At 42.1% G+C, this 15,818-nt stretch carries 14 protein-coding genes; 12 read left to right on the top strand and 2 right to left on the bottom strand.

The window, feature by feature from the left end; translation table 11 throughout:
- Positions 1 to 76 precede the first annotated feature (76 nt).
- The 7 genes from PR800_RS04635 to PR800_RS04605 are packed head-to-tail and all read left to right on the top strand — an operon-like array spanning position 77 to position 6,971.
- The gene (locus PR800_RS04635; protein ID WP_102138045.1) at positions 77 to 1,075 is read left to right on the top strand and encodes a 3-oxoacyl-[acyl-carrier-protein] synthase III C-terminal domain-containing protein; all 999 of its coding nucleotides are present in this window, start codon (positions 77 to 79) and stop codon (positions 1,073 to 1,075) included.
- Complete coding sequence (locus tag PR800_RS04630; protein WP_272530305.1) at positions 1,072 to 2,079, top strand: NAD-dependent epimerase/dehydratase family protein; 1,008 nt, start codon at positions 1,072 to 1,074, stop codon at positions 2,077 to 2,079. The genes PR800_RS04635 and PR800_RS04630 overlap by 4 nt, the downstream gene beginning before the upstream one ends.
- On the top strand, positions 2,073 to 2,876 hold the full coding sequence (locus PR800_RS04625) for an MBL fold metallo-hydrolase (RefSeq protein WP_210848238.1): 804 nt from the start codon (positions 2,073 to 2,075) through the stop codon (positions 2,874 to 2,876). The genes PR800_RS04630 and PR800_RS04625 overlap by 7 nt, the downstream gene beginning before the upstream one ends.
- Positions 2,870 to 4,150, top strand: a complete 1,281-nt coding sequence (locus PR800_RS04620) for a F390 synthetase-related protein (RefSeq protein WP_272530332.1) — start codon at positions 2,870 to 2,872, stop codon at positions 4,148 to 4,150. Before PR800_RS04625 ends, PR800_RS04620 begins: the two co-directional genes overlap by 7 nt.
- Complete coding sequence (locus tag PR800_RS04615; protein ID WP_272530304.1) at positions 4,147 to 4,761, top strand: phosphatase PAP2 family protein; 615 nt, start codon at positions 4,147 to 4,149, stop codon at positions 4,759 to 4,761. Before PR800_RS04620 ends, PR800_RS04615 begins: the two co-directional genes overlap by 4 nt.
- Positions 4,754 to 5,878, top strand: a complete 1,125-nt coding sequence (locus tag PR800_RS04610; protein WP_272530303.1) for a sterol desaturase family protein — start codon at positions 4,754 to 4,756, stop codon at positions 5,876 to 5,878. The genes PR800_RS04615 and PR800_RS04610 overlap by 8 nt, the downstream gene beginning before the upstream one ends.
- Entirely contained in the window at positions 5,868 to 6,971 is a 1,104-nt protein-coding gene (locus PR800_RS04605; RefSeq protein WP_272530302.1) for a fatty acid desaturase family protein, read from the top strand. The genes PR800_RS04610 and PR800_RS04605 overlap by 11 nt, the downstream gene beginning before the upstream one ends.
- A gap of 34 nt (positions 6,972 to 7,005) precedes the next feature.
- Here PR800_RS04605 and PR800_RS04600 read toward each other — a convergent pair whose 3' ends face one another.
- Entirely contained in the window at positions 7,006 to 8,325 is a 1,320-nt protein-coding gene (locus tag PR800_RS04600) for a polysaccharide deacetylase family protein (protein ID WP_166264210.1), read from the bottom strand.
- Positions 8,326 to 8,618: 293 nt separating this feature from the next.
- On the opposite strand from PR800_RS04600, the gene PR800_RS04595 reads away from it, so the two are divergent.
- From PR800_RS04595 to PR800_RS04585, 3 genes are all read left to right on the top strand, one after another.
- A complete protein-coding gene (locus PR800_RS04595) occupies positions 8,619 to 9,731 on the top strand; it encodes a mandelate racemase/muconate lactonizing enzyme family protein (protein ID WP_102138053.1) in 1,113 nt (370 codons plus the stop codon).
- Positions 9,732 to 9,980: 249 nt separating this feature from the next.
- Positions 9,981 to 11,291 (top strand): MFS transporter, encoded by a 1,311-nt coding sequence (locus PR800_RS04590; protein WP_102138054.1) that lies wholly within the window; start codon positions 9,981 to 9,983, stop codon positions 11,289 to 11,291.
- 164 nt (positions 11,292 to 11,455) lie between these two features.
- Positions 11,456 to 12,190, top strand: a complete 735-nt coding sequence (locus PR800_RS04585) for a Crp/Fnr family transcriptional regulator (protein ID WP_229597485.1) — start codon at positions 11,456 to 11,458, stop codon at positions 12,188 to 12,190.
- Here the strand turns inward: PR800_RS04585 and exuR are convergent, their stop codons facing one another.
- Entirely contained in the window at positions 12,191 to 12,952 is a 762-nt protein-coding gene (gene exuR / locus PR800_RS04580; protein WP_102138056.1) for a transcriptional regulator ExuR, read from the bottom strand.
- A gap of 241 nt (positions 12,953 to 13,193) precedes the next feature.
- Here exuR and PR800_RS04575 point away from each other — a divergent pair, with 241 nt between their 5' ends.
- Both PR800_RS04575 and PR800_RS04570 read left to right on the top strand, forming a co-directional pair.
- Positions 13,194 to 14,687 (top strand): UxaA family hydrolase, encoded by a 1,494-nt coding sequence (locus PR800_RS04575; protein ID WP_272530301.1) that lies wholly within the window; start codon positions 13,194 to 13,196, stop codon positions 14,685 to 14,687.
- A gap of 224 nt (positions 14,688 to 14,911) precedes the next feature.
- Positions 14,912 to 15,763, top strand: a complete 852-nt coding sequence (locus PR800_RS04570; protein ID WP_102138058.1) for a MurR/RpiR family transcriptional regulator — start codon at positions 14,912 to 14,914, stop codon at positions 15,761 to 15,763.
- Positions 15,764 to 15,818: the final 55 nt, after the last annotated feature.

Raw genomic sequence — 15,818 nt, 5'->3', positions numbered from 1 at the left:
CCGTAATTCCTATATATTAAATATTTGAACTCTGATATTTATTGTCATTATCATCGCAAGATAGGCACATATTGATATGTCTGGTAACCAGTCAATAACCCCCCTAAAAATCATTGCTTCTGGAGTTGCACTTCCTGAGCATAAAATTTACTCATCCATGTTGGATGAAAAATTAAATAAACCAAAAGGGTTTGTCGAAAAACATTCAGGTATCGAATACCGCTTCCATGCAACTCATACCGATTCACAAGCAGTATTAGCCGCACTAGCGATTCAAAATGCATTGCATGCGAACCATATCGCACCAAGCAGTATTGATATGCTAATCAATGCTTCAGCTATCCCAGTGCAAGCGCTACCGTGTTCAGCTGCGCATATCCTTGAACAATCGAATTTAAACCAAGGTATTGCCTGCTTTGATGTCAACTCCAGTTGCATCAGCTTCATCACTGCACTTCAGGTCGCGGCTGGGTTATTAGCCACCAGTACTTACCAACGCATCGCAATTGTTTCTGCAGATATCGCCTCGCGCGGTATTGACTGGCAAGATAAAGAATCATCGCTGATTTTTGGTGATGGCGCAGCTTGTGTTGTTGTGGAAAAAGGAGATGGAAATAGCGGAATTATTTCTTACACCCATACCACCTATACTGCAGGGATCGATTTTTGCGAAATTCGCGCAGGTGGCACAAGATGCAACCCGCGCTCAGGTATGACTGACGATGATTTTCTTTTTCATATGCAAGGGAAAAAACTGTTTCGCCTCGCGTCTTCTTTGATTGAAGATTTTATGCAACAGGTTTTCAGTGAATCGGGTTTACAGCTCAAACAAATTGGTACCGTTATTCCACACCAAGCCAGTCACCTTTCTTTAGAACATATGCGCCAACGTGTAGGCGTGACGACTGACCAACTGATTGATATTTACCGTCACCGCGGGAACCAAGTCGCGGCATCGATTCCTTCAGCACTGCACGAAGCGATTATCACAGGCCGTTTCTATGAACAACAAAGTGCGATGCTGATTGGTACTGCCGCCGGTTTAGCGTTGTGCGCCATGGTGTTGGTGCCATGAAGATCTTGGTAACAGGCGCAACAAGTGGCCTGGGACGTAATGCTAGCGAGTACTTACTTCAAAGAGGCATTGATGTCGTCGCTTGTGGCCGAAACCTCCAGGCAGGGGAACAGTTAAGCCAATTAGGTGCAACATTTATTGCCTGTGAATTATCTGAACTTACCGTTCAAGAAGCAAAAATACTCATGGTGGGCTGTGATGCTATTTGGCATTGCGCTGCCCTTTCCTCGCCTTGGGGAAAACGCCAAGATTTTGAGAAAACAAACGTTTATGCAACTCAAATATTGGCTACCGCTGCGGGGGAAGCCAAAGTTTCACGCTTTATCCATATTTCCACCCCTGCCATCTATTTTAATTTCACCCACCAGCAAAATATTCCTGAGTCTACGGTTAATAAACATTTCGCTAACCAATACGCTAGAACAAAATATTTAGCCGAGACTATGATAGAACAGTGTGTTAGGCAGTTTCCAACAACGCGTTACACTATTTTGCGCCCTCGAGGCTTATTTGGCCCTCATGATCGCGTTTTGCTACCGCGTTTGCTTGCTCAAATAAAATCACGAAAAGGAAAGTTGGTCTTACCTAATGGGGGAAATAACCATTTTGACCTCACCTATGTGGGAAATGTGGTTCACAGCATGCAGTTGGCGACGTTCAAAGAAACACTCCCCAATGGCGCCATTTATAATATTACGAACCAGCAGCCGCAAGCTCTTAAACAAACATTAAATCAGCTATTTAGTGAACTTAACTTAGATTGTGAAATTCGTTCAGCCCCTTACACTTTACTGTATGCTATTGCCTGTCTATTAGAGACCATTGGCTATTTAACGGGAAAAGAGCCATTACTGACACGCTATAGCCTTGGCGCTGCCTATTTCACCATGACATTAGATAACCAAAAAGCCCAACAAGAGCTGGGTTACTATCCTTTATATAGCATGCAACAAGGCGTTCATTTAACTGCAAAATGGCTGAAACAACAGGAGACCCCATGCTAACTATTCATCAATATGAGGTGGGTTATTGCACACATCCAGGCTGTGTAGCTTTGAAAGGTGCTAGTTTTAAATCCTGTAAATTCCCAGCAAGAGCATGGCTGATTGAAGATGAGCACCAACGTTGGCTGTTTGATACCGGTTATGCCACCCATTTTTATGATCATACGCGCCATGGCATTATGCGGCTATACCGAACAGTTACCCCTGTGTATTTCGAAAGCAAAGACGCCCTTGTCAATCAATTGGCTAGTGATGGCCTAAAACCTAATGATATCAATGGCGTAATTTTGTCCCATTTTCATGGCGACCATATCGCAGGGCTACGTGACTTCCCCATCATACCCATTATTTGTTCAGGGGATGGTTGGGCTAAAACTCGCCCTTTAACTGGGTTTGCTGCATTGAAAAATGCCTTTGTCAGTGGCCTATTACCTGACGACTTCGAACAACGTACTGTATTTTATGAAGGTTTCCCCAAGGTCGCGTTACCCAATGAATTGCAAGTTTTAGGCGAAGGCTATGCCGTCAATCAGCAGAAAACGTTACTCATTGTCCCTCTCCCTGGGCATGCTGCAGGGCATATTGGTTTGTGTGTACTAACTAACTCAGGCTGGATATTGCTCGCAGGCGATGCGGCTTGGTCTCCGACTAATTATCGTGAATTACGCGGCCCTATGGCAATTGCCAATATCATCATGGATGATAAGCAAGCTTATTATGAAACACTAAATAAATTGCATGAGATTGATAAACGCAATGTGGTTATCCAACTGTGCCATGAAGGGGATTTATTGTGATCCTCTCGATGCTCTGGCATTACTGGCGCGCACGTCGTTTAAAATTTAAAACTCGGGATGAACTAGAAGCCCATCAACAACGGCATTTGGCACAATTCAAGCGCAATGTATTAACCAAAAGCCCCTATTTTCAGCCTTATATTCATCAAGAGTTACATGATTTCCCCATTATGAATAAGCAAATCATGATGGATAATTTTGATGAAATGAATACCGCCGGGCTTTCTAGTCAAAAACTTCTAGAATGTGCGCAAAAAAGTGAGCAATCTCGGGATTTTGCCCCTAAAGTGGGGCGCTACAGTGTCGGGTTATCCTCTGGAACTTCAGGCCGTCGAGGTCTGTTCGTTGTTAGCCCAGAAGAACAAAATGTCTGGTCTGGCAGTATGTTAGCTAAAATGTTACCTAAAGGCTTGTTTAGTGGTGAACGCGTTGCACTGTTTTTACGTGCCAATAATAACCTGTATGAAAGTGTCAATAACCGTTGGATTTCACTACGTTTTTATGACCTTTTTGCAGATTTTGACCTACAACTCGCTGCGCTTGAACAATATCAACCTTCCATCATCGTTGCGCCAGCCCAAGTGTTATGCGCGATTGCTGATGCCATCAGCCAACAGAAAATTCAATTAAATACACAAAAAGTGATTTCTGTCGCTGAGGTATTAGAGCCTCATGACAAACAAAAATTACAGGAGTATTTCCCCAATGTCGGGGAAGTCTACCAAGCAACGGAAGGGTTTTTAGGCTGTACTTGTTCCCATGGTACTTTGCACTTAAATGAAGCGTTTGTGCATATTGAGCCTAATTGGCTTGATAACGACCGTTTTTCGCCGATTATCACGGATTTTACCCGTAAAACACAGCCTATTGTTCGCTATCAACTGGATGATGTGTTAGTGGTGAAAAAAAATGCCTGCCCCTGTGGCTCTCCTGAAATGGCGATTGAACGCATTGAGGGCCGCTGTGATGATTTGCTGCAACTTCCAGGCTATAACGGCAAAATTGTGACGATTTTCGCCGATCCCTGTGCAAGGGTTATTGTGAATCACTTACCTGTTACTGCCGATTTCCGCTTAACACAGCAAGGAAACTCATTATATTTACAGGCTGAATGTTCCCCTACGGAGCTGTCCCATTGCCAACAACAACTGGCAGGCTATTTTTCAAACCAACACGTTGATATGGCTCAATTAGATTGGCAATTATCATCAGCTGCTATTATGCAAACACTCTCGGTTAAAAAGCGACGCATAACCCGTAAGGAAGCGAAATGAGTAGCAAAGAATTATTCACTCGCTTTATTTATTGCCTGCTCGGCTGGGGAACCGTTGGTATTGTTTATCAATATACCGGGCAAGTAACGGGGCAGGCTCATATTTTGTCCCCCAGTGAGATTGATAATACCGTGCCATTTTCACCCAACGCCATCTGGCTTTATCTCTCATTCTTTCTGTTTATCCCACTTGGGTATTTTCTCAGCCCTCTAAGAAAAGCTCGCTCACTCATGTATGCCATGCAGCTCTGTGCGCTGGTTTCTGGGGCGGTCTATCTGTGGTATCCCACGACCATGCTGTACCACGATTACGACTTTTCAACCTTATCTGGGCGGGTTTTGTCTGCATTGATTGATATTGATAGCCCACAAAATTTACTCCCTTCTCTACATGTCTCATTGACTCTCGTCGTACTGAATGCATTATGGTCAACACAACAAAAATTTCGCACGGTTCTCGCCGTGATTTGGGCCATTGCTATTTGTGCCTCTGTATTGGTGTTAAAACGCCATTTATTTATTGATGTGGTCACTGGTGCACTCACCGCTTGTGGGGCATTAGTGATTGTTCACACTGCGAAGTTTGTCTTAAAGAGAAACACTAATGAATGAATTAACCTTTCCGATTGTTTTCATGTTAGCGGTCGTAGTCGCAGAAGGTTTAGTGATCGCTAAAACACAAAAAGGCACCGTTAGCTGGCAAGAATTGGTATTCAACCTCAATTCCGGCCATATCATGTTATGGTTATTCAGAGGGTTAGAGATTTTCTGTTACGGCTTTGTCGTGACCCACTACTCATTCAACCTCGTTGAAAGCTGGCCAACCGTACTGGTGTGGGTATTTACGATTTTGGCTTGGGATTTTGGTTTTTACTGGCTACACCGTTTGCACCATACCTACCGTGTTTTATGGGCCGTTCATGTGGTACATCACCAAGGGGAACACTACAATCTATCATTAGGTGTGCGTAATTCTTGGTATTCATCACTGACATCAATCCCATTTTTTATGTTACTGGCGCTAATGGGGATCCCCTTAGAGGTGTTTATCACCGTTTCAATATTGCACTACACCATTCAGTTTTTTAACCACAGTGCGCTGATCCCACGTTTGGGTTGGTTAGAGAAATTCATGGTAACCCCACAACACCACCGAGTTCATCATGTCAAGGAAGGGCATTATTCCAACCGTAATTTTGGGGGCAGTTTTATTTTTTGGGACAAACTGTTTGGTACATTTTCAAAATTGCCTGAAACTGAGCACCATTTTGGTATCAAAGGGGCTCCCGCATCTGAAAACCCGTTTATTGATAGTAATTTACCTTTTTGGCGTATCATTAAACGCCGCAGTCAACCCAAGGCAAAACCCACGCCATTATTTCGTGTAAACCAAATCGCATTAGTAATGGGAACGCTCCTCCTATTTAGCCTAGTGATTGGTTATGTCTATATTTATGGCTATGGTTACCAAGGGACGACTCAACAACAAGTAATTTTATTTATCTTATTAGCCTTAGGTACCGTGGCACTATCCGGTATTTCAGATGGCCGTAAAATTGGCCTGTTGAGCTGGTTTTTCATCGCTTGCTTGCTATTAATTTGCATTTTATTTATTTGGCAATGGACAACCCCATTTTGGGTTATTTTTACCAGTGCTCTGTGGTTGCATAGTTTATTAATGTTAATCGGTATAGGCCGAAAACCCATACAGGTGAGTGATGTCTTCTGAGCCGCTAAGGCCGTTAGGCTACCAACATCGCCATGACCAAGCGTTCCAAAAAGCATTGAACATGGCGGCCAAACTCTATTTACAACAGCGGGCTGATCACCGATTCGCTGACACACGTTTTTATTTAAAAAGTCTGGTTTTAATCTTGTGCTGCTTAGGCAGCTACGGCATAGCGTTATGTGTTAATACGTCTTGGGCGTTTTTTATTTTTTACCCTCTATTTATTTGCTTCGCATTGTTATTGGCGATTAATTTAGTTCACGATGCTTCCCATAATGCAATTTTTAAACAGGCCAAAGCCAATTATTGGCTCAATTTTTGGGTCACTATTCCGCTGGGTTTAGACCCTGAATGTTGGCGAGTCAGGCATATTATTTTTCACCATGCGCACACCAATATTCGTCATTATGATTTAGATATCGAAGAAAATTTCGTCTTACGCCAAACCCCTTATCAGCGCTGGTACCCGTTTATGCGAGCTCAGCATCTGTATTGGCCATTAATTGCCGCAATGACTTTCCCTGCACTGATTTGGTTCTTTGATTGGATGGACAGATTTCATTTGACGCGCGTCGCCCCTCATATGCGCCATCAAGGCCGTCGTGGTATTGGGGCATTTTTATTGGCTAAGTTACTGCATTTGATTGTTGCAATAGTCATACCTGCGTTTGTTATTACTGATATCAGTTTAGGGACCTTGCTACTCACTTACTTATTTAGCCAAATGTTTACCTCTCTCATATTTGTTGTATTGATACTTGGCACCCATTGGGCGAAAGCAACTTTTTATACGCCTCCCAAAGAAGGCAATATGCCACATGGTTTTTATACTCACACGTTTTCAACCACTTATGATTGGCAAACCACGCCTCGTTGGCTAACCTATTGGTTAGGCGGGTTAAACTTACATCTTACACACCATTTATTTCCCAATTGGAACCACCGCCATTACCCTGCCCTTGCTAAGATCATTGAGCAAACCGCCAAACAGTTTTCGATGGATTATCATTGTATTAGCGCAAAAGAATTGTTTGTTTACCAACAGCAGTTTTTAAAAGAGATGGGAACGGGCAAGAAAGCGGATGAGCACTGAGCCAAACAACCCAGTGCTTAGTTCACTATATTGATTATCTATCGATAATAATATTTTGATTTATCACGCTTTTTTCACTATTACCCACCATCTGAGCAAATTTCTCTAATGGGTCAGTCCGAAAAGCATACAAACGTTTGAGCGCAAAAGGGTTATCCCCCAATTTGACTTTTCCTTGAATGGTCGTGACGGCAAGGTGTAGCCCCGCATCTTTAGCCGCACCCATCGCTGATTGGTTATAACCACCAAATGGATATGCAAGGTAACGCTGCTCAGGTTCGAAACGACTTAAAACTCTTATCGACCGTTTAAAATCCAACATGATCGTATGTTCTTTCCGGCTAAATAAAATGGGTGAATTATGGTTATCTAAACGATGTAAAAAGTGAGTATGAGATTGGATATTAAAAACGTCTCGACTATCTTTGATTTCTTGCTTATTCATAAATTGCAAGTCATGCGCTGACCATTTTTGTGGCTGTGTTTTGATGCGTGAAGAAATAATAAACAACGTCGCCTGCTGGCGGTTATGCCTTAAAATCGGTAATGCATAGCGATAAACTGATTTTAAACCATCATCAAATGTCAGCACAACGGCTTTACCAGGTAGGTTAGCGGATTTATTCAGATAATCTTCCACATCCGCAAGCGAAAGTGTTTGGTAACCCGCCTGTTTTAAATAATTCATTTGTTCTCGAAATGCTTCTACCGATGTCGTCGTGGATGTTTCACGGAAATGCTTATTTTCACTATCTTTGAGAATATGGTGATAAGTTAAAATTGGAATGCCTTTATCTAATGCGACATCATCTAAACGCACATAACCCAGCCTATCCCCTATACGGATGGTTAGCCAAGCACTCTTTTCTCCTGCTTTATCCGTTTTAATCATCCGAGCTAACACAGGGTAGCGCAGGTTTTCCCATAAAGAGGCAATTTGCTTACGATTACCCTGAGTTGAGTTATATACCGCTGTTTTTTGGTGTGTGACCAAATAATCATAAATAGGATTTTGTAAGTCATTTAGCCTATCTACTTCAGGGACATAACGCGGTTTTTGGTTAGAAAACGATATTGTTTTTACAAATGCGTAGTCATTGCCAAACTGCATCGCGCAATAATCCCCTGAGGGAGAATAAGCGTAAAAACCGTGTTCTGCGTTAAGTTCTGCGACAGCGCGCATTTCTCCAGCAATCATCGCAAAAATAATTTCAGGCTGTTTCGTTTGCACTAGCTTTGGTGGGATGTCTGCCAACTGCCAATCGTCAGTGTTGTTGACGGTCTCAGAAGCCATAGATTGGGGAAGATAATTCGTAAATAAAATACAAAGCAATAAAAGAAATCGTCTAGACATGTTTTATCCACTATAACGCTGGGTTTCCGTAATTATTCTAAACCGACTCTAGATTGAACCCCATACCCTGATAGAAATTTTTATTATTCCCTGCCACCCATTATTTTCGCCCACTAAGCTGTTATACCAATTTTGAAAATATGACCTAACCTATCACACAGAATAAAGAGATCTAGCTCATATTTATCAGTAAAAAGCACCATACAGGCACAATCTGTAAATCATTTGACAGTTTAATCCATTTCCCGCTGCTAGATTGGCATTCAACCACCTTACAACACCTGGGAACAACAATGAAAATAAAAGAAATTAGTACTTTTATCATGCACGTACCTGTCACTAATGACCTAATTGGTGACTCAACTCACAGCATTACCCATTGGGGGATGCCGGGTGTCATGATCAAAACAGAATGTGGGTTAGTCGGTTATGGCCATACAGGGACACATGCCGACATCACCACTGACCGTTTAATCACCACTATTATGGAAGATGTTTTCGGCCCAATGTTACTCGGCGAAGACCCAACAGAAGTGCGCTATTTACATCGAAAACTCACTCGCAGCTCAACCAATATCTGGGTAGGTCGTGGTGGTTTGATGCAAATGGCGATTTCTGCCATCGATATCGCCCTTTGGGACCTTAAAGCTAAAGCCGCAGAGCAGCCACTATGGCAACTGTTTGGCGGTTCAAAACACAATAAAGTTAACGCCTATAACACTGACTGCGGTTGGTTGGTGCGTAGCCAAGAAGACTTAGTCGATGATTGTAAAAAAATGATCTTCGAAGAAGGTTTCAAAGCAATAAAAATGAAGATTGGCAAACCCGACCCACGCGAAGATCTTCAGCGTATTGAAGCAGTTCGCAACGCAATTGGCGACGATATCGACCTAATGGTCGATGCAAACGGTAAATGGGATATCAGTATTGCCAAGCAATATGGCCACCGTTTAAATGATTTTAATATTAAGTGGTTTGAAGAACCATTATGGCATGATGATGTCGCCAGCCATAAACAGCTTGCCGCTTATATGGACACACCTATCGCATTAGGTGAATTACTTTATCACAATGATTCATTCAAAGAATTTGTCTTGGCGGGTGCCGTTGATTATTTACAGCCTGATGCAACACGCTGTGGCGGTTTAACGGCGGTATGGGAAATTGCTGACTTAGGTATGGCCTTTAATTTACCCGTGACACCACACCATGGCGATATGATGCAGGCACAATTGCATCTGGTAATGGCACATCCAGCTTGTTCTTTACTGGAATTTATTCCATGGACACTGGATTGCTTTGTTGACCCAGTCGAAGTCATTGATGGTGTTTATACCACACCAACCGCGCCTGGGGCAGGTACAACGTTAAAACCTGAAGCATTAGCTAAATTTAACGTGAAATAATGATCATTCCCTTTTTCAATATTTCATTTCTAACAACATGAAAAAGGGAAATTAATAACAAGAATTATTCATTTTAAATTACTTATTTACACTCTAAATAATTCATGGTGCAGTCAACAACACCGCAACTTGAAGTATGACGAGTATATTAGCTCTATACTCTACTCTGCTGGTTATTCAGCGGCGGGCTAAACACATAATAAAAATGAATAGATAACATTACTATCTTACAAAAAACTGGGGTGAACCATGTCCACCAATACGGATCATTTATCATCGGCTACCAGCAAAGCAATACGAAAAATAATACCTATGGTGGTATTAATGTTCATATTGGCTTATTTAGACCGTTCAAATATTGGTTTTGCAAAACAAGAGTTTCAATTAACAACTGGATTAAGTGACGCTGCATACGCATTTGGTGCAGGGATCTTTTTTATCGGCTATGCACTGTTTGAAGTGCCAAGTAATATTCTGTTGTACCGCATTGGTGCTCGGGTATGGCTATCGCGCATTATGGTCACGTGGGGGCTAGTCTCTGCCGCCATGATGTTTGCCCATGATGAAACCACCTTTATTGTGCTACGTTTCTTACTCGGTGTCAGTGAAGCCGGCTTCTTCCCGGGGGTTATTCTGTATTTAACCTTCTGGTTCCCACAAAATATCCGTGCACGGGTGACAGGCTACTTCTTATTTGGTGCACCACTGGCGTTTATCATTGGCGGCCCATTATCCGGCTCATTATTGTCGTTAGAAGGAACGTCATTTGCCTTCGGTTTATACGGCTGGCAGTTAATGTTTGTCGTAGAAGGCTTATTAGCGTCTATCGTCGGGATTTGGGTATTCTTTTACCTTGATGACCGCCCTGAAAAAGCCAAGTGGCTGACAGCTGAGGAAAAAAGTGCACTTTCCGCTAAATTAGCCTTGGAAGAAGATGCCAAAGCAGGCCATAGCCCGAAAGGCGCCCTGAGTGCGCTATTAGATATGCGCGTTCTCTACCTGTGTCTGATTTGGTTTACCGTTCAAGTATGTGGCTATGGGATTTATTTCTTCTTACCAACCCAAATCGGTACGTTGTTGGGCAGTAAAGTCGGCATACTTGTAGGCTTTGTTACCGCCATTCCACCACTGTGCGCTGCAATTGCCGTTTACTATGTTCCACGTATTTCAGAACGTCTCAAAGAACGTCGTAAAGTGGCCGCTATTACCTTTATGTTAGGGGCTGCGGGCATTGCGGTTTCTGGTTTATTCGATAGCATTCCAGTCATTGCGATTATTGCCCTGTGTGTGGCAGCGGCTGGCCACTTAGCTATGCAACCGCTGTATTGGAGCTTCCCATCGGCATACTTAGGCGGCACCGCAGCTGCATCGGGTATTGCGTTGATTAACTCAGTGGGTAACTTAGGTGGTTTTGTGGCACCAAACTTACGAGTTTGGGCTGAGGCTACCTTTGAGTCTGCCCGTGCAGGGCTCTATTTTATCGCGTTAGTCGCCTTTATTGGGGGTCTGTTGATTTTGACATTAAAAAGATTAGGTATTGAAAAACGATTTGAAGATTAATTAATTATCTTTTAAATCCCTCCCGAGCCGCATCAATGGCTCGGGTTTTCTATTACCCTATTTCTTATTTATGAGGTTTACTCGAATATTACAGCGGTTCATGATTGAACATAACCCTACCAAATGTCATGATAAAGTTAGCTAATCATGCAGGGAGCATTCAGATGAACATTGCGGTACAAAACAGCCAATTAGTTCTAACGCATGAAAATATTCTTGAAATATTAAAAACAAATAGTTGGTTTAGTAACTTACCTGATTATTTGATTTCCATCTTAATGACATGCGCCACATTGCGTTTTTATCCAGATGGTGAAATGGTTCACTACCAAGGTGACCCTGCCCGTGGTCTATATGCGGTGCTCCAAGGTTCAGTAAAAGTAAGTTCAATTTCCTCAGATGGCCGTGAATGTGTATTTCGCTATCTTTCACCAGGCAATTGGTTTGGCGAAATTGCCATGCTAGATAAATCAGCGCGCACCCATGATGCCAAAGCGATTAGCCCAACCATTTTACTGACGATATCACCGAAAGACTTAACCATGATCTTGGAAAAACACCCCGTTTTTTACCAATTTCTGAATATTTTGCTCTGTAAAGTGATCCGTAATGCCTTTACCATTATCAATGACAGTGCCTTATTGTCCGTTTCAGCCCGACTCGCCAAACGCTTGTTGAGCTTAGCAGAAGGCTATGGGGAGCCCCATGAAAAGGGAATTCAATTGAGCCTATACCTAACACAAGATGACTTGGCGACCATCATTAATACCACACGGCAAACTATCAATAAGCGTTTAGTCGCATGGGAAAAACTAGGCTGGATTGATGCAAAATACGGGAAAATTATTTTAGTTAACCTCCCCGCGCTGAAGCAGATATCTGAAGATGATGAGGAATAACTAGCTGTTATCATCCATCGTTGGGCTATCGGCAAAGAAGTAGCGGTCCATGGTGAACTCGAAGTCATCACTAGTCGCGTTGAATAACATTTTTTTGGTATTTTCCAAATGTTGCCACATGGCTTGCCGCGCCCCTTTTGGGTCTCGACGCGCTAGTGCCTGCAAAATTTGGTCGTGCTCATCACACCAGCTCTCAATCGAACGGTTATCAATGTGCTCATGAAGTTTGAGCCAGTATGGGTTACGTAAGCGTTGGCTCCACATTTGCTCAACGATCACCACCATCGCACTGTTATGGGTCGACGCGGCAATTTGCATGTGAAAGGCAAGATCCCATGTTGAGTCACGAAAACGATCCTCTTTGCGAGCATGCTTTTGAATATCAACTAGTTTTAAAATATCTTCTTTAGTGGCTTGGGTCGCGGCAAACTCGGCGATATGGCTTTCAATCAGTTGCCTTGCTTGTAAGAGTTCAAATGGCCCACAACGACTAAATTCTAATCCGGTTTCTGTATTGACTGAGTTATTAGACCGATTATTGATGACATGTATGCCAGATCCTTTGCGTACATCCACATAGCCTTCCACTTCTAACATAATGATGGCTTCGCGGATCACCGTACGGCTCACCTTCATTTCGTCAGCAAGTAACCGTTCCGCAGGTAATTTAGTGCCAACTGGGTATTCGTCATTTTCGATACGTTCTTTGACCAGAGCCGCAACTTGTTGGTATAGGCGCGGTTCACTCTCTTGTGAGCTCATTATTTTCTCCTTTCACATAACCACCCGACTCGTTGGCCACTAATGCCTCACAGTATAACGAAATTTTTCGACGATGGGTGAAATAGAACTTCACTAATAAATAAATTGCAATAAATTGGTATAACATCTTTTAAAGTTATAAACCAGATCGTATAATGAATGAAATTTAGACAACAAAAGATCATTCATACTTTTTGTGGCTGATCACGCTTAATCCGATTTCCAGTTCAGGGAACGCAATATGATAAAAGATATAATTAAAATACATCCCAATGACAATGTCGCCATTACTTTAGTTAACCGGCAAGCAGGGGAAACCATTACTGTTGCAGAGCAATCAGTGACATTAAAACAAGATGTTGACAGAGGGCATAAAATCGCCCTGAACCCGATTGAAACCGGCAAAAATATTGTTAAATATGGCGCTCCCATCGGCCATGCAACGACTACCATAACAGCTGGAGAACATGTTCATACTCATAATACCGCTACCAATTTAAGTGCTTTAAATGAATATGAGTACCACCCTGAGCACAACACAATTACCGCTACACGGCCGGATCCAGACGTGCAAATCTATCGCCGAACAAACGGTGATGTGGCTATCCGTAATGAAATTTGGGTGATCCCAACGGTTGGCTGTGTAAATGCGCTGGCGAGAAAAATGATCGAACGCTTTAATAAACAACATAATGGCGCTTCTGATATTGATGGTGTTTATCTTTATAACCATACTTTAGGCTGTTCCCAGCTCGGTGATGACCATTTAACAACCCGTACTATTTTACAAGATATGGTTAAGCACCCTAACGCAGGTGGCGTACTCGTCATCGGTTTAGGCTGTGAAAACAATCAAGTCGCCGCTTTTAAAGAAACACTAGGTGACTATGATGATGAACGCGTCAAATTTATGGTCTGCCAACAATTAGATGATGAAATTGAAGCCGGTGTCGAGCACCTTAATGCACTTTATCAATTTGTACAGCAAGACAAACGCGAGGCGGGTAAGCTAAGCGAAGTAAAATTTGGTCTTGAATGTGGTGGCTCTGATGGCCTTTCAGGGATCACAGCTAACCCATTGTTAGGCTGTTTTTCTGATTTTTTAGTCAGCCATAACGGAACGACGGTGTTAACCGAAGTGCCTGAAATGTTTGGTGCTGAACAAATTCTAATGAACCACTGCCATGATGAGCTGACGTTTGAGAAAACGGTCAATATGATCAATGACTTCAAACAGTATTTTATTGCTCATGACCAGCCAATTTATGAAAACCCATCTCCAGGCAATAAAGCAGGAGGAATTTCGACACTTGAAGAAAAATCCCTCGGCTGCACACAAAAGGCGGGTACTAGCCAAGTAATGGATGTTTTAAAATATGGAGAGCGCCTGACAACCCCAGGGTTCAATTTGTTAAGCGCACCGGGTAATGATGCCATTGCCACCAGTGCCTTAGGCGCAGCTGGCTGCCACATGGTATTATTTACGACAGGTCGAGGTACGCCCTATGGGGGATTTGTCCCCACCATGAAAATTGCGACCAATAATGAGTTAGCTGCCAAAAAACCCCATTGGATTGATTTTAATGCAGGCGCCTTATTAACAGGAAAATCCATGGAGCAATTATTAGATGACTTCATTCAGCTTGTTGTCAAAACCGTTAATGGTGAACACACTAAAAATGAAATCAATGATTTCCGTGAATTAGCGATTTTTAAAATGGGCGTCACACTTTAAAAACAAACTGTCCCCTATTGCTTAGGTAACTATTAAGCAATAGGGATATAGCTAACTATTTATATTTGTTAGTCTTTTCTTACTAACCTTACTTTCTCGCCTGAGCCATAACCCCATTTATCGTGACACACCCCCAATAAAGAAAAGTCACCATTTCCCTATTTTTAAGATATGGTAGGATCCGTTTCGTGATGGCGAATTTTAATTTATTAGCAGGGTAAATAATGATAGACCTAAAACTTAGAGAGGCCAGAGACAGCCTTTCCACCAAAGAAAAACAAGTTGCTGAGTACATTATTGCTAATAAGAAAAACATGCAAAGTATTAGCATTCAATCCCTCGCCCAAGAAAATAAGGTCAGTACCACCACTATTTTGCGCCTATGTCATAAATTGGGCTACCAAGGTTTTAGCGACCTAAAAATTGATTTAATTTCATCGATTAATCACAAGTCTTACGGCACCCTGCTGCAAGAAGATATTGATCTTAATGACTCAATGGAAACCGTTAATCACAAAGTAGGACTGATTGAGAAATCATCCATAGAAGAAACGTGTGCTTTGGTTAATTTAAATGCCTTTACGCAAGCAAATGAATTAATTAGTAAGAGTAAAAAAATTGTCATTTATGGTGCAGGAAGTAGCGGATTAGTTGCAAAAGAATTTGAATATCAACTAATTAAAATAAAAAAAGATGTCAATTGCCACCTTGATTACAGCATCCAATTCAGTATTGTGAATACGTTAGATCAAAACGATCTTGTCATTGTCATTTCTCATTCCGGTGAAAACCACGAATGCATCAAGCTACTTACCCTTGCGCGTGAATTACATGTTCCAACCATTGCTATCACTAAAATGGGACAAAGTTCGGTGTCATCGCTAGCTGAAACTATTTTGCACACTATTTCCACTGAACATGTTTCAAGGCTCATTCCTATTCGTTCAAAAATTTCGCAACTGACTGTAATTAATATGCTGATTACTAATCTATTTATTAAACAGTATGATGAAAGAATTCAAAAACAAATTAGCACTCGTGCAGAGCGCTTTTCTCGCTTAAATAGCAATAACTAGTCCTTTTTTCTTCTTAGTATCTTCTACGTGGCTCTAAGTAGCCACTTCGATCTTG

It is taken from the genome of Providencia sp. PROV205, from assembly GCF_028479505.1.
Classification (GTDB): Bacteria; Pseudomonadota; Gammaproteobacteria; order Enterobacterales; family Enterobacteriaceae; genus Providencia; species Providencia huaxiensis.
This window is presented reverse-complemented; position numbering and strand designations above follow the sequence as displayed.

Excerpts from the sequence above, each read along its gene's own strand:
- PR800_RS04635 (WP_102138045.1), top strand. The coding sequence starts at position 77 with ATGTCTGGTAACCAGTCAATAACCCCCCTAAAAATCATTGCTTCTGGA.
- PR800_RS04630 (WP_272530305.1), top strand. The coding sequence starts at position 1,072 with ATGAAGATCTTGGTAACAGGCGCAACAAGTGGCCTGGGACGTAATGCT.
- PR800_RS04625 (WP_210848238.1), top strand. The coding sequence starts at position 2,073 with ATGCTAACTATTCATCAATATGAGGTGGGTTATTGCACACATCCAGGC.
- PR800_RS04615 (WP_272530304.1), top strand. The coding sequence starts at position 4,147 with ATGAGTAGCAAAGAATTATTCACTCGCTTTATTTATTGCCTGCTCGGC.
- PR800_RS04610 (WP_272530303.1), top strand. The coding sequence starts at position 4,754 with ATGAATGAATTAACCTTTCCGATTGTTTTCATGTTAGCGGTCGTAGTC.
- PR800_RS04605 (WP_272530302.1), top strand. The coding sequence starts at position 5,868 with ATGTCTTCTGAGCCGCTAAGGCCGTTAGGCTACCAACATCGCCATGAC.
- PR800_RS04600 (WP_166264210.1), bottom strand. The coding sequence starts at position 8,325 with ATGTCTAGACGATTTCTTTTATTGCTTTGTATTTTATTTACGAATTAT.
- PR800_RS04595 (WP_102138053.1), top strand. The coding sequence starts at position 8,619 with ATGAAAATAAAAGAAATTAGTACTTTTATCATGCACGTACCTGTCACT.
- PR800_RS04590 (WP_102138054.1), top strand. The coding sequence starts at position 9,981 with ATGTCCACCAATACGGATCATTTATCATCGGCTACCAGCAAAGCAATA.
- PR800_RS04585 (WP_229597485.1), top strand. The coding sequence starts at position 11,456 with ATGAACATTGCGGTACAAAACAGCCAATTAGTTCTAACGCATGAAAAT.
- exuR (WP_102138056.1), bottom strand. The coding sequence starts at position 12,952 with ATGAGCTCACAAGAGAGTGAACCGCGCCTATACCAACAAGTTGCGGCT.
- PR800_RS04575 (WP_272530301.1), top strand. The coding sequence starts at position 13,194 with ATGATAAAAGATATAATTAAAATACATCCCAATGACAATGTCGCCATT.
- PR800_RS04570 (WP_102138058.1), top strand. The coding sequence starts at position 14,912 with ATGATAGACCTAAAACTTAGAGAGGCCAGAGACAGCCTTTCCACCAAA.